Raw genomic sequence first — 26,004 nt, 5'->3', positions numbered from 1 at the left:
GGCGCGATTCCCCCCGAGGATATTTATGGCCAGATGAAGCAGGTGGGCTGGATCTAGCTGAGCGTCATGATCAGAAGAACCGCCGCAGCTCCGAGAACGGCGCCGAGTACGGTTGTGAGGATGCCGCGTAGAAGGCCTGAATCATTGGGCTCTTCTTTTTGCGTTTGTGCGATGAGTGCGTTTTCTACCAGCGCGGGCAGACGCGGGCCGAACCTGGCCAGAACCAGAGCGGTTTTTCCAAAGTCCCGCAGCGCCGCGCGTGGGCCGATTGAGCGTTTGATGTAATCTTCGACCACGGGGCGGGCGACTTCCCAGATATTCATATGCGGATCGAGTGAACGGGCGACGCCTTCGACGACAACCATGGTGCGTTGCAGCAGAATCAATTCGGTCCGGGTTTCCATGCCGAAGCGTTCGGTCACCTCGAACAGGTAGTTTAGCAGGCGACCCATGGAAATATGTGAGGCGTCCATTCCAAAGATGGGTTCGCCCACTGCGCGCAGGGCGCGCGCGAATTCGTCGACATCCCGGTCGGCTGGGACGTATCCGGCCTCGAAATGAACCTCGGCCACGCGCTTATAGTCGCGGCGGATGAAGCCAAAGAGGATCTCGGCATAGACCCGGCGGGTGTATTCGTCGATATGGCCCATGATGCCGTAGTCATAAGCGATGATATCGCTGTTGGCAGCGACCTTGAGGTTGCCCTGATGCATATCGGCGTGGAAGTAGCCGTCGCGTAACGCGTGTAGCAGGAACAGGCGCAGGACGCGCTCGGCCAGATCGCGGCGATTGTGGCCCGCAGCATCCAGCGCGTCATTGTCACCCAGCGCGACCCCGTCGGCCCAGCTGAGCGTCATGACCCTGCGGGCCGATAGCGACCACACAACCGGAGGCAACCAGAACCCAGCATCATCCTTGGTGTTGGCGGCATATTCCGAAGCGGCAGCGCTTTCGAGGCGCAGGTCGAGTTCGCCACGCACGACGCCGTCGAAATGTTCGATCACCTCCATCGGGCGGAGGCGGCGTGCGCCGGGGGCAAAGAGTTGCACGATGCGGGCGGCGAAATAGAATGCGTCGACATCCTTGCGGAAGGCACGTTCGATGCCCGGGCGCAGGACTTTGACGGCCACGTCTTCGCCTGTAGTGACCAGTTTAGCCTTGTGGACCTGTGCGATCGAGGCAGCGGCGATGGGGGCGCTGAATTCACTGAAGATGTCACTGACGGGTTGCCCGAGTTCCTTTTCCACCTCAGCCATGGCTTCGGCTTTGGAGAATGGCGGGAGCTTGTCCTGCAAGACGCGCAATTGTTCGGCCAGTTCATCGCCGACAACATCGGGACGGGTCGAGAGCACCTGCCCGAACTTGATATAGGCGGGGCCAAGTGCGGTCAGGGCGCGCGTCGCGGGGGGCATATCCGGATCGCCCTTGTAGCCCAGCCATTGAAAGGGCTTACCCAGGGCGTGGGCCACGAAGCGCAACGATCTAGGGGCCTCAAACGCATCCAGTACCACGTTCATAGCGCCGGTGCGTTCCAGCGTGGCGCCCGTTCGGATCAGGCGAATGATATTGTGCGGGCCGCGCATCTAGATTTTCCAGCCGGAATGCAGCGCGGCAATTCCCATGCTTAGGTTGCGGTACTTGGCGTTTTCGAACCCGGCGGTGCGGACCATGTTCAGGAATGTCTCTTGATCGGGAAACTTGCGGATCGATTCCACGAGATACTGATAGCTGTCGTAGTCATTGGCAATCAGCTTGCCCATGCGCGGGATGACGTTGAAGCTGTAGAGGTCATAGAGTTTCTGCAGCCCGTCATTCGGCAACTGGCTGAACTCCAGCACCATCAGGCGGCCGCCGGGTTTCAGGACGCGGAACGCCTCGTTCAGCGCCTCTTGTGGGCGGGTGACGTTCCGGATGCCGAAGGAGATCGTGTAGACGTCGAAGGTGTTGTCTTCGAACGGCAGCGACATTGCATCGCCCACCACCCAGTCCAGACTTTCAGACATCTGATCCGCCTCGGCCCGTTGACGGCCTTCGATCAGCATCGATTCGGTCAGATCCAGCACGGTTGCCTGGCCATGACCGGCGCGCTTGAGGAAGCGGAAGGAAATATCTCCGGTGCCCCCGGCCACATCCAGCAGGCGTTGACCGGGACGGGGCGCGAGCCAATCCATCATCGCATCTTTCCAGATCCGGTGAATGCCCATCGACATGACATCATTCATCACATCGTATTTCGAGGCGACAGAACTGAACACGCCTTGCACGCGCTCTGCCTTGTCCGCCTCGCGCACGGTTTCGAACCCGAAATGAGTGGTGTTGTCGTTGATGTCAGACATTTGCCTTGCCGTTTGTCGAATTTCGCTTCTGTTATAGGGCCATGAGAAGCGGGCACAATGCGGCCCTTTGGTATAGGAGCCATGTAATGCCCGAGTTGCCTGAGGTCGAGACTGTAAGGCGCGGCCTTGCTCCGGCGATGGAAGGTGTGGTGATCGCGCAGGCGGACGTGAACCGCCCTGATCTGCGATGGCCATTTCCCGAGCAGATGGCCGAACGCCTAACCGGGCAACGTGTTGAACGGCTGCGGCGGCGGTCAAAGTACATTCTGGCCGATCTCAGCAGTGGTGAGACCCTTTTGGTGCATTTGGGCATGTCAGGTCGGATGACCGTGTCCGGCGATCCGTTGGGCCAGTTCGTGCATGAGCACCCAATGGCGCAGAAACATGACCATGTCGTATTCCATATGGCCAACGGAGCCCGCGTGACGTTCAATGATCCGCGCCGGTTCGGGGCGATGGACCTGTTGCAAACGGCGACGGCCGACGATCACAAGCTGCTATCTGTTCTGGGGCCAGAGCCCTTGGGCAACGACTTCCACGAACAACACCTGATCGACGCGTTCAAAGGCAAGAATACGCCCGTGAAATCGGCGCTTCTGGATCAGGGAATCGTTGCTGGTTTGGGTAACATTTACGTCTGCGAGGCGCTTTATCGAGGTCGAGTGTCGCCACGTCGCAAAGCCGGGCAGATTTCTAAGCCGCGTGTTGCAACCTTGGTACCGATCATCCGGCAGGTGCTTCAGGATGCAATTGATGCTGGCGGCTCGTCGCTGCGGGATTTCCGCCAAGCTGATGGAGAGCTTGGATATTTTCAGCACAGCTTTGACGTCTATGGGCGAGAAGATGAACCGTGCCGTACCGAAGGATGCGGCGCTTCGATCAAGAGAATCACCCAGTCCGGTCGCTCATCCTTCTATTGTGCGCAATGCCAAAGATAACTTGATCCAAGTTTTTCGCGTGATAAGGAATCGTACCTGAACGGAACAACCGGAAGCTAAACCTTATGGCTTTTGAGACGATCATCGTCGAAATCGAAGACCATGTCGGGCTGATCAAGCTGGACAGACCAGACGCAATGAATGCGCTGAACACTCAGTTGGTGAGTGAACTGTGCGACGCGCTGGAAGAAGCAGACCAGAACGATAAGGTGCGCTGCATTGTGATCACCGGCTCGGACAAGGCCTTTGCTGCAGGTGCGGACATCAAGGAGATGTCCGAGATGAGCTTTGTCGATGTGCTTAGCGCGGATCTTTTTGCCTCGGTCAACGAACGTGTAGCGGCTATTCGCAAGCCGATTATTGCGGCGGTGGCGGGTTACGCGCTGGGCGGTGGATGCGAAATGGCCATGATGTGTGATTTCATCATTGCCGCTGATACGGCCAAGTTCGGCCAGCCCGAGATTAATCTGGGTGTGATTGCAGGCATCGGTGGTACGCAACGCCTGACGCGCTTTGTCGGCAAGTCCAAAGCCATGGACATGAACCTGACGGGTCGTTTCATGGATGCGGAAGAGGCTGAACGCTCGGGGCTTGTCAGTCGGGTTGTTCCGGCCAAGAAGCTGCTTGAAGAAGCCATGGGAGCAGCACAGAAGATCGCCGAGAAATCGCTGCTGACGGCGGCCGCTGCCAAAGAGGCGGTGAACCGCAGCTATGAACTGCCCCTAAGCGAAGGTTTGTTGTTCGAGCGTCGCGTGTTCCATTCGATGTTTGCGACCGAAGATCAGAAAGAAGGCATGGCGGCCTTCCTGGAAAAGCGTGCGGCTCAGTTCCGCGACAGATAAAGCGCAAATTGGTGAGAGACTGGCGGGCAGGTCCCGCCTTTTTCATGTCTGGCAGATGCGGTTCAAGAATCGGCTTGGCAAAGCCGGAAAACTTGGGTAGGTAGCGCCGCTATACATGCGCGTGCGGCCCGCCTGGCCCGACTCACACTCGTGATTTCTGATCCGGTGCGGATATGTCCGTGGCGCGCAACCCAAGATAACCGTACCGAACAAAGGTCAAGAAACACATGGCTAACTCGCCCCAGGCAAAGAAGCGCGCCCGTCAGAACGAAAAGCGTTTCGCTGTAAACAAAGCGCGCCGTTCGCGCATCCGTACCTATCTGCGCAAAGTCGAAGAAGCGATCGCATCCGGCGACAAAGATGCTGCCACCTCAGCCCTGCGCGCGGCGCAGCCCGAGCTGATGCGTGGCGTTACAAAAGGCGTCTTCCACAAGAATACCGCAGCCCGTAAAATGTCGCGCCTGTCGGCGCGCGTCAAAGCACTGGGCTAAGTCTTCTGCATGACCTTGGGTCATGTCAGAAAGGCTGAACCAATTTCGAAGGCGTCGCGAAGTGCGGCGCCTTTTTTGCTGTTGCCGGAATGCCGCGTCCTCACAAAACCGAGAGATTCTTTCGGCCAAAGAGCCGAGTCAATATCAGAGTTTCGTTGCCGCGCCCCATGCCATCTTGCTACCACTGATTCAGCGATTCACTCGCTTGGGGGGACAGGCTGTTTCCACGATCAAACTGACGGGCATCAGAATGATTGTGGGGTTGGCGTCGATGACCGGCTTTGTCCGGGCTGCCGATTTGCTACGGATCTCGGACTAACCGATGGTTCTGGCTCTGTCTAGAAAATGTGTGTGCTACCTGCGACCCGGTTCGTCGGGCGGCTGATTTTTGTCAGCCGTCTTAACCAGAGCGCTGTTGCATTCAGGTGACGATCTCGTCGAACCATTCGGTTTGGCGCATATGACCCCTATGCGTGATGAATCCCTAAGCCGGGAAACCGGTTCCGTATGAATAAGGCCGACAGGCCAATAAAGAATGGGATGCGTGAGGCGCTGAATGACACAAGAGAAATGGGGACTACTGCGTAACAAGTTGATCAAGGTAATTGGCCGGAACAACTACACGACCTGGATTGAACCTCTGACGTTTGAAGAGTTGCAAGATGGTGTCGCGGTGTTCTCTGTGCCGACCAATTTCATGGGCAACTATGTCAGTCAGAACTTTGCCGATCTCATTTTGTATGAGCTGAACACTTCGGGGGAAACCGTGCAGCGTTTGGATTTCCGCGTTGCGGCGAATACCCCGGCGCGTCCGAATGCCGTCGCGAAACCAGTGGTCGAAGCGGCAGCAAGCGAGACCGTCGACGCGACTGTGGCACCCCGTTCTGATGCCGCGCAAGAGGCGTTGGATTCGATGCAAGCCGCGCCTTTGGATGCGCGTTTTACCTTTGACAGCTTCGTGGTGGGCAAGCCGAACGAACTGGCTCATGCCGCCGCGCGTCGTGTGTCAGAAGGCGGCCCCGTCACTTTCAACCCACTCGTTCTGTATGGGGGCGTTGGTCTGGGTAAGACCCACCTGATGCACGCCATCGCCTGGGAGCTGAAAACCAAACACCCCGAACTGAATGTGCTTTATCTGTCGGCGGAACAGTTCATGTATCGCTTCGTGCAGGCCCTGCGGGAACGCCGGATGATGGATTTCAAACATCTGTTCCGGTCGGTCGACGTGCTGATGGTTGATGATGTGCAGTTCATCGCGGGCAAGGATTCCACTCAGGAAGAATTCTTTCATACCTTCAATGCGCTGGTGGATCAGAACAAGCAGATCATTATCTCGGCTGACCGCGCCCCGGGTGAGATCAAGGACCTGGAAGATCGCGTAAAATCGCGCCTGCAATGTGGATTGGTCGTCGATCTGCACCCGACCGATTACGAACTGCGTCTGGGCATCCTTCAGAACAAGGTTCAACAGCATATCAGCACTTATCCTGATCTGGTAATTGCGGATGGGGTGCTTGAATTCCTGGCTCATCGCATTTCGACCAATGTGCGCGTGTTGGAAGGCGCTTTGACCCGTCTGTTTGCTTTCGCCTCGCTGGTTGGGCGTGAGATCGACATGGAGTTGACGCAGGATTGTCTGGCCGACGTGCTGCGCGCCTCGGAACGCAAAATCACGGTCGAAGAGATTCAACGCAAAGTGTCCGACTATTACAACATCCGTTTGTCGGACATCATCGGGCCCAAACGTCTGCGCTCTTACGCGCGTCCGCGTCAGGTGGCGATGTATCTGTGCAAGCAATTGACCAGCCGCTCCTTGCCCGAAATAGGGCGCCGGTTTGGAGGACGCGACCACACCACGGTCATGCATGGTGTCAAGCGGATCGAAGAATTGAAAGTCACCGATGGCCAGATCGCGGAAGACGTGGAAATGTTGCGCCGCGCGCTCGAAGCCTGAGGTCTAAGGCATAACCAGTCAGCGATGCCCCGGATGCATGTCCGGGGCGTTTTCTTGTGCGGAATTGTCCACGGTCGCGCGTGAACTGTACCTGGCAGCGCACGCGCCCCTTGACCGAACGGGTTTTCCAAACCAGAAATCCGTAAAAAATCCTTGTGCCTCAGGGTGGAACCGCTAACGTGCCAGTCCCGCCCATTTCGGCACGCAAGTCAGAGGAATTAAGGGTATGAAGATCAGCATAGAACGCGGCACCCTTCTCAAGGCCGTTTCACAGGCCCAATCTGTTGTCGAACGCCGGAACACGATCCCGATACTGGCCAATGTGCTGATCGAGGCCGAAGGGGATCAGGCTCAGTTCCGTGCCACCGATCTGGATATCGAGGTTGTCGACAAAGCCCCCGCTCAGGTAGAGAAGGCCGGGGCGACGACGGTGGCTGCGACAACGCTGCATGAAATTGTGCGCAAATTGCCTGATGGTGCGCTGGTTACTTTGACGGCTGACAGCGCCGCGGGTCGTTTGACGGTTGAGGCCGGGCGGTCGAATTTCTCGCTGGCGACCTTGCCGAAAGAAGATTTTCCGGTGATGGCCTCGTCGGAATACGCGTCAAACTTTACAGCATCGGCGGCTTTGTTGCGTCGGCTGTTTGATAAATCGAAATTTGCCATCTCGACCGAGGAGACCCGGTATTACCTGAACGGCGTCTATATGCATGTGGCGGATGGGTCTGAGGGTGGAAAAGTGCTGCGCTGCGTGGCCACCGATGGCCACCGTTTGGCACGGATTGATGCGGATCTGCCTGATGGCGCGGCAGATTTACCGGGCGTGATTGTGCCCCGCAAAACTGTGGGAGAGCTGCGCAAGCTGCTGGAAGATGATGAGATGGATATTGCGGTTTCGGTCAGCGAAACCAAGGTGCGGTTTGCAACACCTGATATCACTCTGACCTCGAAAGTGATTGATGGCACGTTCCCTGACTACACACGTGTGATCCCGCAGGGGAATACACGGAAGCTGGAAGTGGACGCTGCCGAATTTGCGCAGGCGGTGGATCGCGTTGCGACAGTCTCGTCCGAGCGGTCTCGGGCCGTTAAGCTCCAGTTGGATGGTGATAAGCTGGTGTTGTCGGTCAATGCGCCCGACAGCGGTGCAGCCGAGGAAGAACTGGCCGTGGCGTATGGCGATGAACGGCTGGAGATCGGGTTCAACGCGAAATATCTGCTAGAGATCGCGTCTCAGGTCGATCGCGAAAACGCGGTTTTCATGTTCAATTCGGCGGGCGACCCGACCCTGATGCGCGAAGGCAATGACCTGAGTGCGGTTTATGTAGTCATGCCGATGCGCGTCTGATCGCGCTGACGCGCGATGCCTCCGGCGGAGGTATTTTTGAACAGAAGAAGGGAGGGGTCATGGGATTGGCCCTGACCGAGCTTACGGTCTCACATTTTCGATCTCACAAACTGGCGCGTTTGTCTTTGGACGGGCGACCGGTTGCGATCCATGGGTCGAACGGGGCCGGTAAGACTAATATCCTGGAAGCGGTATCTTTGTTTTCCCCCGGTCGCGGAATGCGACGCGCGAGTGCGGCTGAGATGACGCGGCGGCCCGAGGCGCTGGGCTGGAAACTGTCTGGTTTGCTTGAGGCACAGGGCCAGCGGTTTGAGATCGAGACCTGGTCCGAAAACGGTGCAGCGCGGCAGGTTCGGATCGATGACAAGGCAGCCAGCCAGATAGATTTGGGGAAACTGGCGCGTGTTGTTTGGCTGACCCCGTCAATGGATCGGTTGTGGATCGAGGGCGCCGAGGGGCGGCGGCGGTTTCTGGACCGTATCGCGCTGAGTTTTGAACCCGCCCATGCCGAGGCGTCTCTGACCTATGAAAAGGCGATGCGGGAACGGAACCGTCTGTTGAAAGAGCAGGTGCGGGATGCCCATTGGTACGCAGCGCTGGAAGGGCAGATGGCAGAGACCGGGTACCGCATTTACGCGGCCCGGTTGGCGGCGCTGGATCATCTGCGAAACGCACAGGAACAGGCCGAGACGGCGTTTCCCTCGGCTGTGCTAGAAATGGTTCAGACCGAGGGTGCGATGCCGGGATCGGCTGAGGATTTGCAAGAGGCGTTGAATGAAAGCCGGTTTCGCGATCTTGCGGCGGGGCGCACTCTGGTCGGGCCGCATCGCTCGGATCTGTATGGTGTGTTTGCCGCCAAGGGCGTTCCGGCCAAGGATTGCTCGACCGGGGAGCAGAAGGCCCTGTTGGTGTCTTTGATCCTGTCGAATGCACGGGCACTTGCCGGGATGGTGGGGGCCCCACCGATTGTGTTGTTAGATGAAGTGGCGGCGCATCTGGATGCGGATCGCCGCGCAGCGTTGTATGATGAGATTTGTGCGCTTGGAGCTCAGGCCTGGATGACGGGAACCGGGCCTGAGCTGTTTGCGGATCTGGGCGACCGGGCCCAGACGTTGATCGTGAGTGATGGCCCTGAGGGCTCGGTCGTGTCCGCTTAGGCTGGTTCGCTGACTTTGCGTTCCCACAGAAAGCTGCGCATCACTTCATCCACCGGGGTCTTCGCCATGTGATTTACGTAGTTCGACATGGTTTTCTGAGCCAGCCCCAGAACCACGTCCAGAACGGCGCGGTGTGAATATCCAGCGTCAAAGAAGGCCTGCAGTTGGTCTTCGGTCGGGTTGCCGTGGCTTTTCATCACTTGCAGCGTGAAGGTGCGCAGCGCTTCAAGCTTGGCAGTAGGCAACGGTGTTTCGTTGCGCAATGCTTCGGTGAGGTCGTCCGAGATTTTCATCATCTTAGCGATGCCGGTGTGGGCGGGTACGCAGTAGTGACATTCGTTTTCTACGTTGATGGTCTGCCAGACCACGGTTTTTTCGTCATTGTCGAAATCTGTTTGCAGGAAGAGGCCGTGCAGAACCTGATAGGCCTCCAGGTGCTGCGGGCTTTCAGCCATCACCTTGTGCAGGCCGGGCAGGCGGCCAAAGGCAGCTTTTGACTTTTCCAGCAGTGGTTTGGAGTCTTCTGGTGCGGATTCAAGATCGTGGGATGGGAAACTGGCCATGTCGGAACTCCTGTTTCTGGCGCGATGAGTTGTATTTAGGGTTTATTGAGTGATCGCTCAAGTATATATTTGAGCAAACGTTCAAGAATTGGTGAAGCCCATGCCGCGCAAACCCGCCTATGACCGTGAGGCACTGATTGCCAAGGCCAGAGATCTGTTCTGGCGTCAAGGCTGGGCCGGGACGTCGTTGAAAGACCTGGAGCGTGAGTTGAAACTGAAGCCGGGCAGCTTCTACGCCGCTTTCGGGTCAAAGGATGCGCTGTATGCTTTGGCGCTTGAAAGCTACGCGCGCGAAGGCGTTGCGCGCTTGCAGGCGCTGGCTGATAAGCTGGGTCCGAAAGAAGCGCTCAAGGCGCAGCCAAGGTTGGTGATCGAAGCGGTCGAAAACCCCTCTAAGGCCTGTATGTTGGCAAAAACCTATGCCGAGCTTCAGTCCAAAGATCATACACTTGCGGATCAGGCTGCCCTGCATATGGGTGATATGAAGGCCTGTTTTGCAGATCTTTTTCGACGCGCTCAGGCCGTCGGTGAGATCGGATCAGAGCATGATCCTGAACGATGGGCCGCGCGATACCAATCGGATATTCTGGGTCTGCGATTGTCGGCGGAACGCAAAGATGTGGATGCACAAGCGATTGCGGCGGATATCGCGGCGGATGTCGACCGCTTGTAGGTTGTCAAAATCGGCGCAGGCCAACACAAAATGTTGGGGTATCGCGTGACATTCCCCACCAGAAAACGTATAAGTTACCAAAATAATATAGGTACTAACGGCATGTCCGAAGACGCACAGGCACCCCAAGAATACGGCGCTGATTCCATCAAAGTTCTCAAAGGTTTAGAGGCCGTTCGTAAGCGCCCCGGTATGTATATCGGGGATACGGACGATGGCTCTGGCCTGCATCATATGGTGTATGAGGTTGTCGATAACGGAATTGACGAAGCCCTGGCCGATCATGCGGACCATGTGACGGTAAAAATTCACGCCGATTCCAGCGTGTCAGTCAGCGACAATGGGCGTGGGATTCCGGTGGACATTCATCCGGAAGAGGGTGTCTCGGCCGCAGAGGTTATTATGACCCAGCTGCATGCTGGCGGTAAGTTTGACAGCAATTCTTACAAAGTGTCGGGCGGTCTTCATGGTGTTGGCGTTTCAGTGGTAAACGCCTTGTCCGACTGGCTGGAACTACGCATCTGGCGCGCGGGAAAAGAGCATGTGGCGCGATTTGAAGGGGGCGAAACCGCAGAGCATCTGAAAGTTGTTGGCGAGTGTGGTGATCGCACTGGGACCGAAGTGCGTTTTTTGGCTTCGACCAACACGTTTTCGAACCTAGAATACTCGTTCGAGACGCTGGAAAAACGCTTGCGGGAACTGGCCTTTCTGAACTCGGGCGTGCGCATCATCCTGATTGATGAACGCCCTGCCGAACGGCTGGAAACGGAGCTGTTCTATGAGGGTGGCGTCAAGGAATTCGTTAAATACCTTGACCGGTCCAAGACCCCGGCGATGCCCGAGCCGATCTATATCAAAGGCGAACGCGATGAGATCGGCGTCGAAATCGCCATGTGGTGGAATGACAGCTATCACGAAACGGTTCTGCCCTTCACCAACAACATCCCGCAACGCGATGGCGGCACCCATGTGGCCGGTTTCCGAGGTGCGCTGACCCGCACGATCAACAACTATGCGCAATCCAGCGGGATCGCAAAAAGGGAAAAGATCAACTTTACCGGTGATGATGCGCGTGAGGGTCTGACCTGTGTGCTGTCGGTCAAGGTGCCAGATCCGAAGTTCTCGTCCCAGACCAAGGACAAGCTGGTCAGTTCCGAAGTTCGTCCGGCGGTCGAAGGTCTGATGAATGAAAAGCTGGCCGAATGGTTCGAAGAGAATCCTAACGAGGCCAAAGGGATCGTTGGCAAGATCATTGAGGCCGCATTGGCTCGTGAAGCCGCTCGTAAGGCCCGCGAACTGACCCGCCGCAAGACGGCGATGGATGTGAACTATCTGGCCGGCAAGCTGAAAGACTGTTCCGAGAAAGACCCGTCGAAGACCGAAGTCTTCCTCGTCGAAGGGGACTCAGCCGGCGGTTCGGCCCAAACAGGTCGGGATCGCCTGACCCAGGCCGTTCTGCCCTTGCGTGGAAAGATCCTGAACGTCGAACGCGCGCGGTTTGACCGGATGCTGTCCTCGCAGGAAATCGGTAACCTCGTGATGGCGCTGGGGACCGGCATCGGCCGCGATGAGTTCAATATCGAAAAGCTGCGCTACCACAAGATCGTCATCATGACCGATGCGGATGTTGATGGCGCGCATATCCGAACGCTGTTGTTGACCTTCTTCTACCGTCAGATGCCGGAACTGATCGAAGGTGGATACCTCTATATCGCGCAGCCGCCGCTTTATAAAGTTTCGCGCGGAAAATCAGAGGTTTACCTGAAGGATCAGGCGGCGCTTGATGACTATCTGATCAATCAGGGCGTCGAGGGTGCTGTTTTGAAGCTGGGTTCGGGCGAGGAAATTGTCGGCCATGATCTGACCCGCGTCGTCGACGAAGCGCGCCAGTTGAAACGTGTTCTGGATGCCTTCCCAACCCACTACCCGCGGCACATTCTCGAACAGGCTGCTGTGGCTGGGGCCTTTGTGCCCGGCGCGGTAGATGCCGACCTGCAAGGTGTGGCGGACAAGGTCGCCGCCCGTCTCGATCTGATCGCACTGGAATACGAACGCGGTTGGCAAGGTCGCATCACACAGGATCACGGCATTCGCCTGGCCCGTATCTTACGGGGTGTGGAAGAAGTTCGCACACTGGATGGCCCGATGTTGCGCTCGGGCGAGGCGCGTAAAACCGGCAGCTTCACGCAAAGTCTGCAGGAGATTTATAACAGCCCTGCTACTCTGATCCGCCGCGATCGCAGTCAGGCAATCCACGGCCCGCTTGACCTGTTGCGTGCGATTCTGGAAGAGGGCGAAAAAGGCTTGTCGCTGCAACGCTATAAGGGTCTGGGAGAGATGAACCCGGATCAGTTGTGGGAAACCACGTTGGACCCTGACGCCCGGACGCTGTTGCAGGTGCGCGTGGATGACATGGTCGACGCGGATGATCTGTTCACCAAGCTGATGGGTGACGTGGTCGAACCCCGTCGTGAATTCATCCAGCAGAACGCGTTGAGTGTGGAGAATCTGGATTTCTAAGGCGTCGTGTGGGCAGGATCGGTTTCTGCCCCCCCCAACCTTGATTGAACCTGACGCGGTGCGCTACGTCAGGTCTTTGTACATATAGGTGGTGGGCTCTAGCGTGGGTTCAAACGGGTTGCGGCAATAGTTTGGGATTTCTCCGGCGATCTGAAAACCTATGCTTTGGTACAGCAGTTTCGATGGGTCGGTGCTGCGCGTGTCCAGAACCAAAAGGGTGTGGCCAAGGTCGCGGGATCGATCCATGAGCGCGTCCATTAATGCGCGGGCCAACCCGCGCCGCCTGGCGTTCGGATGAACCAGCAGCTTGGCGACATCGGCACGATGCGGCTGATTGGGCATGTTGGCTGGGATCAGTTGCGCCGTACCCAAAACACGGCCCGCATCGTACGCAACAAACAGGTCCAGCGCGTTCAGGTTCGGTCGCACATGATCGTGCCAATAGCTGCGAGCGTCTTCCATCGAGAAGGGCAGAACGAATCCGATACTCGCTCCGGTATGGACACAGGCATGCAGAATATCGGACAGGTCATCAACTGCGTCATCGAAATAGTCGTCCGAAAGCCGCGTGATCATATCAGCACCAAAATATAGCGTGCGCCACGCGCCGCCGTTGTTTCAAACCGTGTCGGGCCAGACAAATGGTAGCGCAGGCAATCTCCACCGCTAAGCTCGTGCGCGATGCCATCCACCGTGAGTGTCATCACTCCGTCCAGCACGATCAAATGATGTTCCTGCCCCGGTTTTGGTGGCGTATCATAGCGGATTACGGTGCCGCGTGGCAGGTGACATTCCAACACCTCGCCGTTTAACCCACGGGAGGGAGGCGAAATGGATCGACGGGTGAAGCCGGTTTCCGGATCGCTCCATTCCGTTTGCCGCTCATAAGGCACCCTGGCGTCGAAACTGTCCTCGACCATCATCAGCAGGCGCGACATGGGCAAGCCATAGGCGTTGCACAAACGACCAAGGTTTTCTGCGGTTGGGCTGACCTCGCCCTTTTCCATACGTGACAGGGTCGCCCGGCTGATGCCGCTGTGTCCGGCCAGTTGATCCAGTGACCAGCCACGGCCTTTACGTAACTCACTTAGTCGGTTTGCCAGGCGGGTTGAGAGGGAATCCAGCATTGTCCATATAGTAGAAATATTCTCAATTATGGAAAGTATTGCAGGCATTTATATATATAGCAACAAAAAAAGGGCGCAGAAAAATCTGCACCCTTCGCAATCTACCAAAGATCAGTTGGCTTATTTCCAACCAACCTCGTTAAAGATCTTCTGTGCTTCGGGCACGTTTTTGGCAACGGCAGACAGGTCTACGCTGTCCCCTTTGAAGTCACCCAGTTCCGAAACCGACGCCGAAATGGCAACGCCTTCAACCGCCGGGTATTCGTCGTTCCCGGCCGAGAAATACTGCTGCGCCTGATCGCTTGACAGGTACTCAAGGAACTTGATGGCGTTCTCTTTGTTCGGAGCGTTTGCTGCGACACCGCCACCTGACAGGTTCATATGCGCGCCATTGCCGTCCTGGTCCGGGAAGACCCAGCCGATCATGTCACGCTCGGCCGATACCCCATCTACGTTTCTTCGGATTGCGCGTGCGAAGTAGTAAGTGTTGGACATCGCGATGTCGCACTCGCCCGAAACGATGCCGCGAAGCTGGTCGGTGTCGCCGCCCTGAGGATCGCGTGCGAAGTTTGCGACAACGCCTTCGGCCCAGTCTTTTGCGGCATCAGCACCGGCGTGTTCGATGATCGCGGCCAGAATGGTCTGGCTGTACACGTTGGTGCCGGAACGGATGCAGACCTGACCCTTGTATTTTGGGTCGGCCAGATCGGCGTAGGTTTGCGGCGGTTCGATGACGTCGTTTTTGTCGTAGAACAGGATGCGTGCACGCTGCGAGAAGCCAAACCACTGGTTGTCGCTGTCTTGCAGGTTTGATGGAATACGCTCTTCCAGAACCGCGCTGTTGATCGACTGCAAAACGCCCGCGTTCTTGGCGCGCTCCAGGCGCGATGTGTCAACGGTCAGCAGGATGTCGGCAGGCGAGTTTGCACCTTCGGCTTCCATACGCGCGATCAGTTCGTCGGCCTTGCCTTCGATGCGGTTGATTTTGATGCCGGTCGACTCTTCGAAGTCGGAGTAGAGGCGTTCATCAGTATCGTAGTGACGTGAGGAGTATAGGTTCAGCTCTCCCTGGGCGATTGCGGATGTCGCAATCAGGGCCGTCAGGGCGGTGGCGATACAGGTCGAGGATTTCAGCATAGTGTCTCCCAGCATTGAATGACGCGGCGGATCATTATCCGACTGAAATTGTCAATTAAACGATTCTGGGTAAGATGCAAGAAAATCCGACTAAAATTGTTGGGCACATGGTCACGGGCAGAGATCCCGAACAAGCGCTTGTCGATTTGCGTGGTGATGATCCGGCGCGCGCGCCGATGGGTGGTGCATCCAGCAGATGATGCTGGAACAAAAAAACCGCGCTTTAGGGCGCGGTTTCTTCGAAATCTATAAGTGCAGTTCTTAGCCCTGACGTGCTTTGAACTTGCGCTGCGTCTTGTTGATCACGTAGACGCGGCCTTTGCGACGCACAATCCGGCAATCGCGATGCCGGTTCTTGAGCGAGCGGAGCGAGTTCTTGACCTTCATGGTCTGTCTCCAATCTGCGGCGCCTTCATCAAAGACGTGGCCAGCGCCTGGGTTAATCGGGGTCCCGGAAACCGGGACAGTGAAACGATGGTGGGCGGTACAAGGATCGAACTTGTGACCCCTTCGATGTCAACGAAGTGCTCTACCGCTGAGCTAACCGCCCACGTTCCCGTCACGGACCCTGCCCCATAACGAAATGGGGCGCGGATCACCGCGCCGGTAGCGGGGTCTATAAAAGGAGTCGTTCAGGGGTTCAAGGGGTTTGGAAGAACAAATTTCCGGTCTATGTTGAGCAACAGCAATGGAGGGGCTATGGCGAACGCAGCCTTTATACTGGATATGCCGGAGAACCGCAGTTCGAGTGTGGTGTTTTCGTCGCCTCATAGCGGGCGGAGCTATCCGCAGGCGTTGCTGGACCGTTCGGTTCTAAGCCCAAAAGCGATTCGATCTTCTGAGGATGCTTTTGTAGATCAATTGTTTACACCGGCCTCGGAATTTGGTGCGCCGTTGATCCGGGCCGCCATGCCACGTGCCTATCTGGATTTGAATCGCAGCGCAGAAGAGCTTGATCCCGCCTTGATCAGCGGCGCGCGCCGTCAGGGGCACAATCCACGTGTCGCGTCCGGGCTGGGAGTGATTCCCCGTGTCGTGGCCAATGGTCGGGCCATTTATCGCGGCAAGCTGACCATGGATGAGGCGCGATTGCGCATAGATAACTATTGGCGTCCTTACCATGCGCGGTTGAAATCGCTGCTGGCCGAGTCGCATGAAATGTTCGGGCAGGCCATTCTGGTCGATTGCCATTCCATGCCGCATGAGGCCATCGCGGGGGCAGCGCATGAGAACCGCCCCGAGATTGTTCTGGGCGATCGATTTGGCGCGTCTGCTTCCGGCCAGATCGTCGACCGGATCGAAGCCGCCTTTGCCGCAGCCGGTTTGAACGTGGCGCGCAATGCGCCGTTTGCCGGGGCTTATGTTACCCAGACCTATGGTCGACCTGGTCGCCAGCAGCATGCCATCCAGATCGAGATTGATCGCGCGCTGTACATGGACGAAGAAAAGATCGCCCCCAACGCAAACTTTATGGCTTTCGGCAAACTACTGCGTCAGGTCATCGCCGAGATTGCCAGTATCGGTGCGCGGCCTCAGCGGCTGGCGGCCGAATAGACCTCAGCGCAGGGCGCGGCCCTTGACGATGGCGTCGGTGCCAAAGCGTTGACGGATTTTGTCCGTTGCGCGCTCGGCCTGCGACCGGCGTGTGGCATCGGGGTCCAGCAAATCACCTGAAATGTCAGCCTGATCTGCTGGGTACAGATCTGAAAGCCCACAACCCAGCAGCCGATAGGGCCCCTTATCCCCAACCTGATCAAACAGAGAGCGCGCGGTGCGGTAAATCCGGTCCGCGATCTGGGTTGGATCGCGCAGCGACACCCGACGGGTGATGATCTTATGGTTAGCTTTCTTGAGTTTCAGTGTCACGACCCGACCGGCCAGATCTTTCGCCTTGGCCCGGTCAGACACTTTCAGCGCCATGCGCCAGATATGCCCGTCCAGAATATCGATGCTGGCTGTATCTTCAAAAAACGTGGTTTCGTTGCTGATCGATTTCATGGGTTCATTGGCCGATACGCGCCGCTTGTCCTGACCCCGTGCCAGATACCACAGGCGATATCCCATCGAACCAAACCGGGCTGTCAACGCCTCCTGATCCCAGCGTAGCAGATCAGAGAAGCTGCGAATTCCGGCGCGTTCCAGCGATTCCTGCGCCGCTGGCCCGATGCCCCAGATCAGACGCACAGGTTTGTCGTGCAGAAACTCGGCGGTCTCGGCTTTTCCGATCACCGAAAACCCGCGCGGCTTGTCCAGGTCCGAGGCGACCTTGGCCAGAAACTTGTTGTGGCTCAGCCCGATGGAACCTGTCAGGCCCAGGTCATCCTTCATGCGTTTGACCAATCGCGCCAGCATGACCGCGGGTGGCGCACCATGCAGGCGCTCTGTGCCGGACAGGTCCATGAATGCTTCGTCCAAAGACAAAGGTTCAACAACTGGCGTCAATTCGTCCATCATCTTGCGAATTTCTCGCGATACTTCGACGTAAACCGACATACGCGGGCGGATCACCACCGCGTCAGGGCAGAGTTGCAGGGCCTTGAACATGGGCATTGCCGAGCGCACACCCCTAATACGCGCCACGTAACATGCCGTTGATACCACGCCCCGCTTGCCGCCGCCTATTATGACGGGTTTATCCGCCAGTTCCGGATTGTCGCGCTTTTCGACCGAGGCATAGAAAGCGTCGCAATCCATATGCGCGATAGACAGATCAAATAACTCCGGATGCGACGTGATACGCGGGCTGCCGCAGGACGGGCAGCGCGTTTCATTTTTTACTGTAGTTAGGCAATCTCGGCAAAGACCGGACATACACGTCCTCGGGCGTTCCGCGAATGGATCAGGTGTTCTTTATATCACCGATTAAGGGCGATCAAAGGGCTGACATCTTGTCTGGTGATTTTGAAAAGAAGACCCCCGCACGTAAGCGGGGGGAGGTAACGAACCTCAGGAAGAACCGGTTCGTTGGGGAGTATTACACCCCAAAGACTCACCGAAATCGCTATATTTAGATAGTTTCAAACAGCCAGACCCAAAACTTGCCGTAGGCTGTGTGTATTTTGGACAACAGCGAGGGCTTGGCCCGACAGTCGCAAAACTGACGTAAGGTCAAGTTAATGAACGGAATTGTCGGACAAAATCGGATTTGATTCCCTGATGCGCTTATTGCCGTGTCAAAGAATTTAATTCGTTAAGTACGGCCTCAGCCGCAGCTTTTGGGTCGTCTGCCTGATAGATCGGGCGCCCGACGACGATATGATCGGCCCCATCCCCGATCGCGCTGGCGGGTGTGGCAACCCGTTTTTGATCACCCAAGGCAGACCCTGCAGGTCGCACGCCGGGGGTGACGATCAGGCGGCCTTCGGCCTGCGGCAAGGCGCGGATCAGGGCGGCCTCTTGCGGGCTGGCGATAACACCGTCCGCCCCGGCCTCTAATGCCTTGGCCGCACGTTCGACGACCAGGTCCTGCACGTTGCCCTCTTTCAGCAGACTAGCATCCAGATCATCGCGGTTCAGCGAAGTAAGGATAGTTACCGCCAAAATCTTCAGGTCCTTGCCCGAGGCCCCTTCTTTCGCCGCACGCACCACATGCGGGTCGCCATGCACGGTCAGGAAGTCCAGATCAAACTGCGCCAGTCCTCGCACCGCGTTTTCGACGGTGTTGCCGATATCGAACAGCTTCATGTCCAGAAAGATGCGCTTGCCGTGATCCTGTTTCAGCTCATTGGCCAAAGCCAGCCCGCCTCCGGTCAGCATACCCAGCCCGATCTTGTAAAAAGACACGCTGTCGCCTAGCCGTTCGGCCATGGCCAGCCCCTGCAGGGCGTTCGGTACATCAAGGGCTACGATCAGACGGTCATCGGACATGGTGGGACGCTCCTTTATGGCAAACGTCTGCGTCCTAACGGTTTCGGACGCGCCTGTCCATCTGCGATGCCGGGCGCGCCAGGTTTCATTCTGTGCTAACCTGTCTGGCATAGAGCATGTGAATTCAATGTAAGGGACAGAATATGAATAAACTGGTTTTGCTGAGTGTGCTTGTTGCGCTGACGGGATGTGATGAAACCCCACCCGACGCGCCGGAGGTCGGCGCGGCCCCCGCACCCACGAATGACGACCTGCGCCTGGTGGGCGGATATCGGTCAGAGGATGACTGGTGCCAACTGACCGGAGAGACCGCGTTTACCATCGATTTTCTTGATCACACCGCGGATCTTGTGTCCTGCCCAACCGGCAGCGCAGCGTCGCAGTCGCTGGTAGATGAAACCGGGGCCGTTCAGGTGGCCGAAACCGGCGGGTATACCGTTTATACGATCCAGCGAGAGTAGCGATTTCTGCGACTCAGCCTCTTGAACCTGCAAAGATATCTCCCAGATTGAATGTGAGGCCCAGACCGATGCGTGCCGCCAAGCGGGCGTATCATACCGGGGCGCTTTTAAAAGGAGAATGCTATGGACTTGAACAAGTTCACCGAGCGGGCACGGGGATTCGTGCAAGCGGCGCAAACCATTGCGCTGCGCGAAGGGCACCAGCGGTTGGAGCCCACACATGTACTCAAAGCATTGATGGATGACGATCAGGGGCTGGCCAGCAACCTGATCACACGCGCGGGCGGCGCACCGAACCGTGTGGTCGAGGCGCTGGATGCCGCGATGGGGAAAATCCCCAAGATCAGCGGTGATGCCAGCCAGATCTACATGGACGGCCAGACCGCCAAGGTTCTGGACGAGGCCACCAAGATCGCCACCAAGGCTGGTGACAGTTTTGTGCCGGTCGAACGGGTGCTGATGGCGCTGTGCATGGTGAAATCCAAAGCCAAGGATGCTTTGGAGGCCGGTGCCGTATCGGCGCAGAAACTGAACGAGGCGATCAATGATATCCGCAAGGGTCGCACCGCTGACACCGCGTCGGCGGAAGAGGGTTATGACGCGCTCAAAAAATATGCGCGCGACCTGACCGAGGCAGCGGCTGAAGGCAAGATCGACCCTATTATTGGGCGGGATGAAGAAATCCGCCGCTCGATGCAGGTTCTGTCGCGTCGGACCAAGAACAACCCCGTTCTGATCGGGGAGCCCGGCGTGGGTAAAACCGCGATTGCCGAGGGTATGGCCCTGCGCATCATCAACGGTGACGTGCCGGAATCACTCAAGGACAAAAAGCTGCTGGCGCTCGATATGGGCGCGCTGATAGCCGGCGCGAAGTACCGCGGTGAGTTCGAAGAACGGCTCAAGGCCGTTCTGACCGAGGTGACCGAAGCCGCCGGTGAGATCATCCTGTTCATCGACGAGATGCACACGCTGGTCGGGGCCGGGAAATCCGATGGTGCTATGGATGCCGCCAACCTGATCAAGCCTGCTTTGGCTCGGGGTGAGTTGCACTGTATTGGCGCGACCACGCTGGATGAGTACCGCAAATACGTTGAAAAAGACGCGGCCCTTGCGCGCCGGTTCCAGCCCGTTGTTGTGGCCGAACCGACCGTCGAGGACACGATCAGCATCCTGCGCGGCATCAAGGAAAAGTACGAACTGCACCACGGCGTGCGGATTTCCGACTCGGCGCTGGTCTCGGCGGCGACGCTGTCGCATCGCTATATCACGGACCGCTTCCTGCCCGACAAAGCCATCGACCTTGTCGATGAGGCGGCGTCGCGGTTGCGGATGGAGGTGGATTCCAAGCCCGAGGAACTCGACCAACTGGATCGTCAGATTCTGCAGATGCAGATCGAGGAAGAAGCGTTGAAGCTGGAAGATGACGCGGCCTCCAAGGACCGTCTGGACACCTTGCAAAAGGATCTGGCCGATCTGCAGGAGCAGTCCGCCGAGATGACCGCCCAGTGGCAGGCCGAACGCGACAAGCTGGCGGGTGCGCGCGATCTGAAGGAACAGCTCGACAAAGCGCGGGCTGATCTGGAGATCGCCAAGCGTGAAGGCAACCTCGCCAAGGCTGGTGAGCTGTCTTATGGGGTTATCCCTGAGCTTGAGAAAAAATTGACTGAGGCTGAGAACGCCGAAAGCAACGCCATGATGGCCGAGGAAACAGTGCGTCCTGAACAGATCGCCTCGGTGGTCGAGCGCTGGACGGGTATCCCGACCTCGAAAATGCTGGAAGGTGAGCGTGAGAAACTGCTGCGGATGGAAGACGATCTGCATTCCCGCGTGATCGGTCAGGATGCGGCGGTTACAGCTGTGGCAAATGCCGTGCGCCGCGCGCGTGCGGGCCTGAATGACGAAGGCCGCCCGCTGGGCTCGTTCCTGTTCCTCGGGCCGACCGGCGTAGGTAAAACCGAACTGACCAAGGCCGTAGCGAACTTTCTGTTCGACGACGACAACGCGATGGTGCGCATCGATATGTCCGAGTTCATGGAGAAACACGCGGTTGCCCGTCTGATCGGTGCCCCTCCGGGCTATGTCGGCTATGACGAAGGCGGTGTGCTGACCGAAGCCGTACGGCGCCGGCCGTATCAGGTTGTGCTGTTTGACGAGGTTGAAAAGGCGCACCCGGATGTGTTCAACGTGCTGTTGCAGGTTCTCGACGACGGCGTACTGACCGACGGTCAGGGCCGCACCGTGGACTTTAAGCAGACGCTGATCATCCTGACGTCGAACCTTGGGTCTCAGGCGCTCAGCCAACTGCCCGAAGGCGCGGACAGTGCGCAAGCGAAGCGAGACGTGATGGATGCGGTTCGGGCGCATTTCCGGCCCGAGTTCCTGAACCGTCTGGACGAGACTATCATCTTTGACCGCCTCAAGCGGGCCGATATGGACGGTATCGTCGATATCCAGATGGCACGCCTGCAGAAACGTCTGGCCGCCCGCAAGATCGAGCTGGCATTGGATGATGGCGCAAAAGAATGGCTGGCCGACGAAGGCTATGACCCGGTCTTTGGCGCGCGTCCCTTGAAGCGTGTGATTCAACGTGCCCTGCAGAACCCGCTGGCCGAGGCCTTGCTGGCTGGCGAGATCAAGGATGGTGAAACCGTCCCGGTCTCAGCCGGAACCGATGGTTTGATCATTGGTGATCGGCTGGGCACATCCGAACGGCCCAGACCGGATGATGCCGTCGTGCATTGAGTTGGTATCACGGAAAGTACAAAGGCCCGCCAAATCGGCGGGCCTTTTTGGTTGTGTTATGACGCCTATACTCCAGTGGCTGACGAATTCGAGCTATCGTCTTTTGTTGCGGGTGAGGAATACAGAAGTGAAACACCCAGACATATCGCCAATCCAGTCAACGGCAGCCCTGCCCAATACATGTCGCCGGGGTCAATGATTATACTGTAGATGCCCAAAGTGCCGATCGCGGCAACCAGTCCCCAAACAAAGACCGCAGTCAGACGACCGACGCGTCGTTTGCGTAATAGGTAGAAAAGTAGAATTAGCCCTGCGAGGAAAGGAGTGGTGCTGATTAGAACTGCCACCGCGCCTAAAGTGACATGATATCTGCTTCCGTTCCCCGAACCCATGCAATCTAGCATTTGGCAGGCCCCAAGCCCTCCAAACAGGAGAATCACATAAAGCGAGAGCACAATGGTGAGGGCCAAACAGGCGATCCTGAAATAGATGCTCAAAGTCGAATGGCCTTTTTCTGCGCGAATTATAAAGATGTGGACTTCGCGCTTTTGTTTAAAGACCCGCAAAGTTGCGGGTCTTGTTTGTTGGAAAGTGTTTTCACACCAAAGCAAATATCCGCGCGGGCCCTCCGGTGCCGCCTTTGTGTTTCGGCGCGCCGATAACAAGCGTGGCCCCTGCAGCGGGGACGCGGTCGAGATTGGCCAAGCATTCGATCCCGAAACGGCCCGACGGAAGCCATGCATAGTGAGTGGCGAAATCGGCGGACATGCCATGGTCCAGCGACAATGTATCCACCGCGATTGACCGTGCGCCGGTGTCTTCCATCAACATCTGCGCAGCCTCGACATGGAAGCCGGGATAGTGCTGCGCCTCGCCATCGAAGTTACGAAACTCATCCGTTGCGGTTTTGCTGGCCCAGCCAGAATGCATGGCGACGCAGGCACCATCCGGAATGTCTCCGTTCGCGGCGATCCAGGCTTTTAGGTCATCCGGAGTGACGCGGGTGTCGGCATCCTCGGCAGCGCGTGCGGCGATATCCACCACGCACAAAGGCGCAACCAGATCACTAACCGGAATTTCGTCGACCGATGTGCCGTCCGCCGAGAAATGCAGCGGCGCATCTATATGTGTCCCGGTGTGCTCGTTGATCGACAGGTTGAACAGGTTGAACCCATGGTCGGCGAAGTTAAACGCCTGCTCAGCCGAGATGCCGGGCGCGCCGCCCCATGTTGGGAAATCGGGGCTAAGCGTATGGGTCATATCCTCAACCCCGCCATGACCTGCGGCCAAAGCTGCCGGCGTGCTTGCTCCGGTTGCAGCTGCGGCCACGCCTGTGGCTGCCGCGGCTTTGAAGAAGTTTCGCCGTGACAGCATTTTGTCTTTGACGGCGTTCATTACGCAGATGTCACACATATGAAGTCTCCCTGTCAGCATTCTCAGTCATTCGCCGCAGATCGAACTGCGACTCGTTCACTATACCCAAATGTGACCAACTGACCTGAATCTTATGTAATGGAGGGCCGGGTAGGGGCGAACGTTACAGCGACTTCGCTCAATCGTGACGCCTGTTTCCTTGGCGCTGTGCTATCAGGGCACTACGTCAAACATGACGCTGAAACAGGACGGAGACCCAAATGGCGCATCGCTGGACCAACACTTTGACACAGGCTGACGTTACGCCTCGGGCGGCGTTTCTGAACCGGCGGCAGCTGATGGCCGGGTTGGCAGGTGTCGGGCTGACTGCGATGACACGGTCCGCAGCGGCGCAGGACGCTCTTGAGCCGAACACTTGGGAAGAGATCACCAGCTACAACAATTTCTACGAATTCGGCACCCGCAAGGACGACCCCGCAAAATACGCGCATATGCTGGTGACCGAGCCGTGGAGCATTCAGATCGACGGTCTGGTGGAGCGTCCTGGTGAATACGGGTTTAAGGACATTCTGTCCGAGATGACGATCGAGGAACGCATCTACCGCTTCCGTTGTGTCGAGGCCTGGTCGATGGTCATCCCCTGGAATGGGTTCGAATTGGCGGACCTTTTGAACATGGCAGGTGTGCAGGAGGGCGCGAAATACGTGGCGTTCGAAACCGCCTATCGCCCGGAAGAAATGCCGGGCACTCAATTCCCGATCCTGGACTGGCCCTACCGCGAAGGTCTGCGTCTGGACGAGGCGATGCATCCGCTGACAATCATGGCGACTGGCATTTATGACCGCCCGATTCCAAATCAGAACGGCGCGCCTTTGCGACTGGTCGTGCCGTGGAAATACGGGTTCAAATCGATCAAGTCGATTGTGAAAATCACCCTCACCGAAGATGAGCCGCCCACCAGCTGGAACATGTCCGCGCCACGTGAATATGGGTTCTACAGCAATGTGAACCCGAATGTGGATCACCCGCGCTGGTCGCAGGGTTCGGAACGTCAGATTGGTGGCGGACTATTTTCCAAGCGCGTACCGACACTCATGTTCAATGGATATGAGGATGAGGTGGCCAGCCTGTATGAAGGTATGGATCTCAAGGAGTTCTATTGACCGAAGAAAACAGAATGCATGACCCGTCCGGGCAGAAATGTAAAAGCGCCGGCACCGATCAACGCTCCGAAAAACAGCAGCGTCATGCCTGTTTTATGCGCCTTGATTTGGCCGTGCCTTGCTTCCCGGACGCCCATGACCAGCCAGTACAATGTCGCTATCGACACTATATGGATAAGACTGAAGGGACCTATGGTGCGAATGTCATGTATCCAGAAACTGCTAAGTGCAACGACGGCCATCAGCGCGACCCATATCCGCCCCAGAATTCGGTGATGTGCACGGCCTTTTGGAAGCGCCAGCTGGACAATCCCCAATATCAGCGCCGCAATTGCAAACACGGCGTGGAGTGTAACGATTGGTCCTGCAGCAAAGAGCGGTTCAAGGGACATGGTTTCTCCGTCATAGCGCAGCGATGTTCAAGTGCCGCGACCGTAGGACAATGAGTATGACGGTGAAAGAGTCTCTCAACGCATTTTTGCGTCGTATCCCATCCTGGCTTGTCTACGCTATCGGCGCTGCCTGGGCTGTTTGGTTATTTTATCTCGCCCTGACTGGCGGTCTGGGGGTTGAGCCGATCGAGGCGCTGGAACATGAGTTTGGCGAACTGGCTCTGCAGCTGTTGATCCTTGGTCTGGCCATCACTCCGCTGCGTCGCCATCTCGGCCTGAACCTGATCAAGTTCCGCCGGGCGATCGGGGTTTTGGCCTTTGCTTATGTCACGCTTCATTTGCTGGTCTGGCTGGTGTTGGACGTTCAGCTGCCCAGTCAGATTTGGGCCGACATTGTAAAGCGCCCCTATATTACGGTCGGGATGGCCGGGTTTATTCTTCTGCTGCCTCTGGCCATGACGTCAAACAACTGGTCGGTGCGCCGTTTAGGCCCGCGCTGGCGCAGGCTGCACAAACTGGTCTACCCGGCGGTCCTGCTGGGTGGGGTGCATTATGTCATGCTTGCCAAGGGCTTTCAGCTTGAGCCGCTTCTCTATCTTCTGGCGATTGTCGGCCTTTTGGTTCTTCGGTTGCCAATGTCGGGGCTGCTGTCTCGTACACGGCAAGCCGATTCCGCCTGAGTTTGACCTGAGTCTGTGGGTAACCCAGTGCATAGCGCATGCTTGACGTCTGTCTCGATTGGAAAACAGAGGGTATCGTGCTTTTCCCCGGGGCCGAGTTTAAAGCAAGTCATTGTATATATTGTTTAAAATGGAAAGTTTCAGTTTTTTGACAGATTTCCGAATTTTCTGCTTGCGGCTTATGTTTGTTATGCTTAGAACCCCCTTCACCGGCGGCGCTGAGGTTGTTGTTGGGACGC

Annotated in this window: 24 protein-coding genes and 1 tRNA gene; 13 read left to right on the top strand and 12 right to left on the bottom strand. The window is 57.2% G+C overall.

What is annotated here, in order from left to right; all coding sequences use genetic code 11:
* Positions 1–53: 53 nt before the first annotated feature.
* Positions 54–1,583: a 2-polyprenylphenol 6-hydroxylase gene (gene ubiB / locus AC2FGE_RS15365; protein WP_496820108.1), complete on the bottom strand. Its 1,530-nt coding sequence runs from the start codon at positions 1,581–1,583 to the stop codon at positions 54–56.
* Positions 1,584–2,336 (bottom strand): bifunctional demethylmenaquinone methyltransferase/2-methoxy-6-polyprenyl-1,4-benzoquinol methylase UbiE, encoded by a 753-nt coding sequence (ubiE, locus tag AC2FGE_RS15360; protein ID WP_496820107.1) that lies wholly within the window; start codon positions 2,334–2,336, stop codon positions 1,584–1,586.
* 86 nt (positions 2,337–2,422) lie between these two features.
* Between ubiE and mutM the strand changes: the two genes are divergently transcribed.
* The 6 genes from mutM (at position 2,423) to recF (ending at position 9,066) form a co-directional block, all read left to right on the top strand.
* The gene (gene mutM, locus AC2FGE_RS15355) at positions 2,423–3,274 is read left to right on the top strand and encodes a bifunctional DNA-formamidopyrimidine glycosylase/DNA-(apurinic or apyrimidinic site) lyase (RefSeq protein WP_496820106.1); all 852 of its coding nucleotides are present in this window, start codon (positions 2,423–2,425) and stop codon (positions 3,272–3,274) included.
* 65 nt (positions 3,275–3,339) lie between these two features.
* Complete coding sequence (acuK, locus tag AC2FGE_RS15350; RefSeq protein WP_496820105.1) at positions 3,340–4,116, top strand: acryloyl-CoA hydratase; 777 nt, start codon at positions 3,340–3,342, stop codon at positions 4,114–4,116.
* 227 nt (positions 4,117–4,343) lie between these two features.
* Positions 4,344–4,607, top strand: coding sequence for a 30S ribosomal protein S20 (rpsT, locus tag AC2FGE_RS15345; protein ID WP_496820104.1), 264 nt, complete (start codon positions 4,344–4,346; stop codon positions 4,605–4,607).
* Positions 4,608–5,163: 556 nt separating this feature from the next.
* Entirely contained in the window at positions 5,164–6,561 is a 1,398-nt protein-coding gene (gene dnaA / locus AC2FGE_RS15340) for a chromosomal replication initiator protein DnaA (RefSeq protein WP_496820103.1), read from the top strand.
* Between the two features lie 226 nt (positions 6,562–6,787).
* Complete coding sequence (gene dnaN, locus AC2FGE_RS15335) at positions 6,788–7,909, top strand: DNA polymerase III subunit beta (protein ID WP_496820102.1); 1,122 nt, start codon at positions 6,788–6,790, stop codon at positions 7,907–7,909.
* Between the two features lie 59 nt (positions 7,910–7,968).
* Entirely contained in the window at positions 7,969–9,066 is a 1,098-nt protein-coding gene (recF, locus tag AC2FGE_RS15330; protein WP_496820101.1) for a DNA replication/repair protein RecF, read from the top strand.
* Here recF and AC2FGE_RS15325 read toward each other — a convergent pair.
* Positions 9,063–9,629, bottom strand: coding sequence for a carboxymuconolactone decarboxylase family protein (locus tag AC2FGE_RS15325; protein WP_496820100.1), 567 nt, complete (start codon positions 9,627–9,629; stop codon positions 9,063–9,065). The genes recF and AC2FGE_RS15325 overlap by 4 nt on opposite strands.
* A 100-nt stretch (positions 9,630–9,729) precedes the next feature.
* Here AC2FGE_RS15325 and AC2FGE_RS15320 point away from each other — a divergent pair, with 100 nt between their 5' ends.
* Both AC2FGE_RS15320 and gyrB read left to right on the top strand, forming a co-directional pair.
* On the top strand, positions 9,730–10,302 hold the full coding sequence (locus AC2FGE_RS15320) for a TetR/AcrR family transcriptional regulator (RefSeq protein WP_496820099.1): 573 nt from the start codon (positions 9,730–9,732) through the stop codon (positions 10,300–10,302).
* A gap of 102 nt (positions 10,303–10,404) precedes the next feature.
* A complete protein-coding gene (gyrB, locus tag AC2FGE_RS15315) occupies positions 10,405–12,822 on the top strand; it encodes a DNA topoisomerase (ATP-hydrolyzing) subunit B (protein ID WP_496820098.1) in 2,418 nt (805 codons plus the stop codon).
* A 63-nt stretch (positions 12,823–12,885) separates the two neighbouring features.
* Here the strand turns inward: gyrB and AC2FGE_RS15310 are convergent, their stop codons facing one another.
* The 5 genes from AC2FGE_RS15310 to AC2FGE_RS15290 form a co-directional block, all read right to left on the bottom strand.
* Complete coding sequence (locus tag AC2FGE_RS15310) at positions 12,886–13,398, bottom strand: GNAT family N-acetyltransferase (RefSeq protein ID WP_496820097.1); 513 nt, start codon at positions 13,396–13,398, stop codon at positions 12,886–12,888.
* The gene (locus tag AC2FGE_RS15305) at positions 13,395–13,949 is read right to left on the bottom strand and encodes a helix-turn-helix domain-containing protein (protein ID WP_496820096.1); all 555 of its coding nucleotides are present in this window, start codon (positions 13,947–13,949) and stop codon (positions 13,395–13,397) included. Before AC2FGE_RS15305 ends, AC2FGE_RS15310 begins: the two co-directional genes overlap by 4 nt.
* A 120-nt stretch (positions 13,950–14,069) precedes the next feature.
* A complete protein-coding gene (locus AC2FGE_RS15300; RefSeq protein WP_496820235.1) occupies positions 14,070–15,086 on the bottom strand; it encodes a Fe(3+) ABC transporter substrate-binding protein in 1,017 nt (338 codons plus the stop codon).
* 261 nt (positions 15,087–15,347) lie between these two features.
* Positions 15,348–15,473 carry a type B 50S ribosomal protein L36 gene (gene ykgO, locus AC2FGE_RS15295; RefSeq protein ID WP_008755722.1) on the bottom strand — a complete coding sequence of 42 codons (126 nt, stop codon included), beginning with the start codon at positions 15,471–15,473 and terminating at the stop codon, positions 15,348–15,350.
* A gap of 88 nt (positions 15,474–15,561) precedes the next feature.
* Positions 15,562–15,636 (bottom strand) — tRNA-Val (locus AC2FGE_RS15290).
* A gap of 149 nt (positions 15,637–15,785) precedes the next feature.
* Between AC2FGE_RS15290 and AC2FGE_RS15285 the strand changes: the two genes are divergently transcribed.
* Positions 15,786–16,640, top strand: coding sequence for an N-formylglutamate amidohydrolase (locus AC2FGE_RS15285; RefSeq protein ID WP_496820095.1), 855 nt, complete (start codon positions 15,786–15,788; stop codon positions 16,638–16,640).
* A 3-nt stretch (positions 16,641–16,643) separates the two neighbouring features.
* Here AC2FGE_RS15285 and AC2FGE_RS15280 read toward each other — a convergent pair whose 3' ends face one another.
* Positions 16,644–17,897 carry a DNA polymerase IV gene (locus AC2FGE_RS15280; RefSeq protein WP_496820093.1) on the bottom strand — a complete coding sequence of 418 codons (1,254 nt, stop codon included), beginning with the start codon at positions 17,895–17,897 and terminating at the stop codon, positions 16,644–16,646.
* Positions 17,898–18,248: 351 nt separating this feature from the next.
* Entirely contained in the window at positions 18,249–18,953 is a 705-nt protein-coding gene (gene pyrF, locus AC2FGE_RS15275; protein WP_496820092.1) for an orotidine-5'-phosphate decarboxylase, read from the bottom strand.
* Between the two features lie 143 nt (positions 18,954–19,096).
* Between pyrF and AC2FGE_RS15270 the strand changes: the two genes are divergently transcribed.
* Together AC2FGE_RS15270 and clpB are read left to right on the top strand one after the other, a co-directional pair.
* Positions 19,097–19,414 (top strand): hypothetical protein, encoded by a 318-nt coding sequence (locus tag AC2FGE_RS15270; protein ID WP_496820090.1) that lies wholly within the window; start codon positions 19,097–19,099, stop codon positions 19,412–19,414.
* 123 nt (positions 19,415–19,537) lie between these two features.
* The gene (gene clpB, locus AC2FGE_RS15265; RefSeq protein ID WP_496820088.1) at positions 19,538–22,156 is read left to right on the top strand and encodes an ATP-dependent chaperone ClpB; all 2,619 of its coding nucleotides are present in this window, start codon (positions 19,538–19,540) and stop codon (positions 22,154–22,156) included.
* A gap of 597 nt (positions 22,157–22,753) precedes the next feature.
* Here the strand turns inward: clpB and AC2FGE_RS15260 are convergent.
* Positions 22,754–23,569 carry a cyclase family protein gene (locus AC2FGE_RS15260; RefSeq protein WP_496820087.1) on the bottom strand — a complete coding sequence of 272 codons (816 nt, stop codon included), beginning with the start codon at positions 23,567–23,569 and terminating at the stop codon, positions 22,754–22,756.
* A 221-nt stretch (positions 23,570–23,790) separates the two neighbouring features.
* On the opposite strand from AC2FGE_RS15260, the gene msrP reads away from it, so the two are divergent.
* A complete protein-coding gene (gene msrP / locus AC2FGE_RS15255) occupies positions 23,791–24,693 on the top strand; it encodes a protein-methionine-sulfoxide reductase catalytic subunit MsrP (RefSeq protein ID WP_496820086.1) in 903 nt (300 codons plus the stop codon).
* Here msrP and AC2FGE_RS15250 read toward each other — a convergent pair.
* On the bottom strand, positions 24,687–25,085 hold the full coding sequence (locus tag AC2FGE_RS15250; protein WP_496820084.1) for a DUF2306 domain-containing protein: 399 nt from the start codon (positions 25,083–25,085) through the stop codon (positions 24,687–24,689). The genes msrP and AC2FGE_RS15250 overlap by 7 nt on opposite strands.
* 56 nt (positions 25,086–25,141) lie before the next feature.
* On the opposite strand from AC2FGE_RS15250, the gene msrQ reads away from it, so the two are divergent.
* A complete protein-coding gene (gene msrQ, locus AC2FGE_RS15245; RefSeq protein ID WP_496820083.1) occupies positions 25,142–25,765 on the top strand; it encodes a protein-methionine-sulfoxide reductase heme-binding subunit MsrQ in 624 nt (207 codons plus the stop codon).
* Positions 25,766–26,004: the final 239 nt, after the last annotated feature.

The sequence above is a fragment of the Ruegeria sp. YTSA075 genome (genome assembly GCF_059610245.1).
Note: the sequence above shows the minus strand (reverse complement) of the source record. Positions and strands in the feature narration are given on the sequence as shown.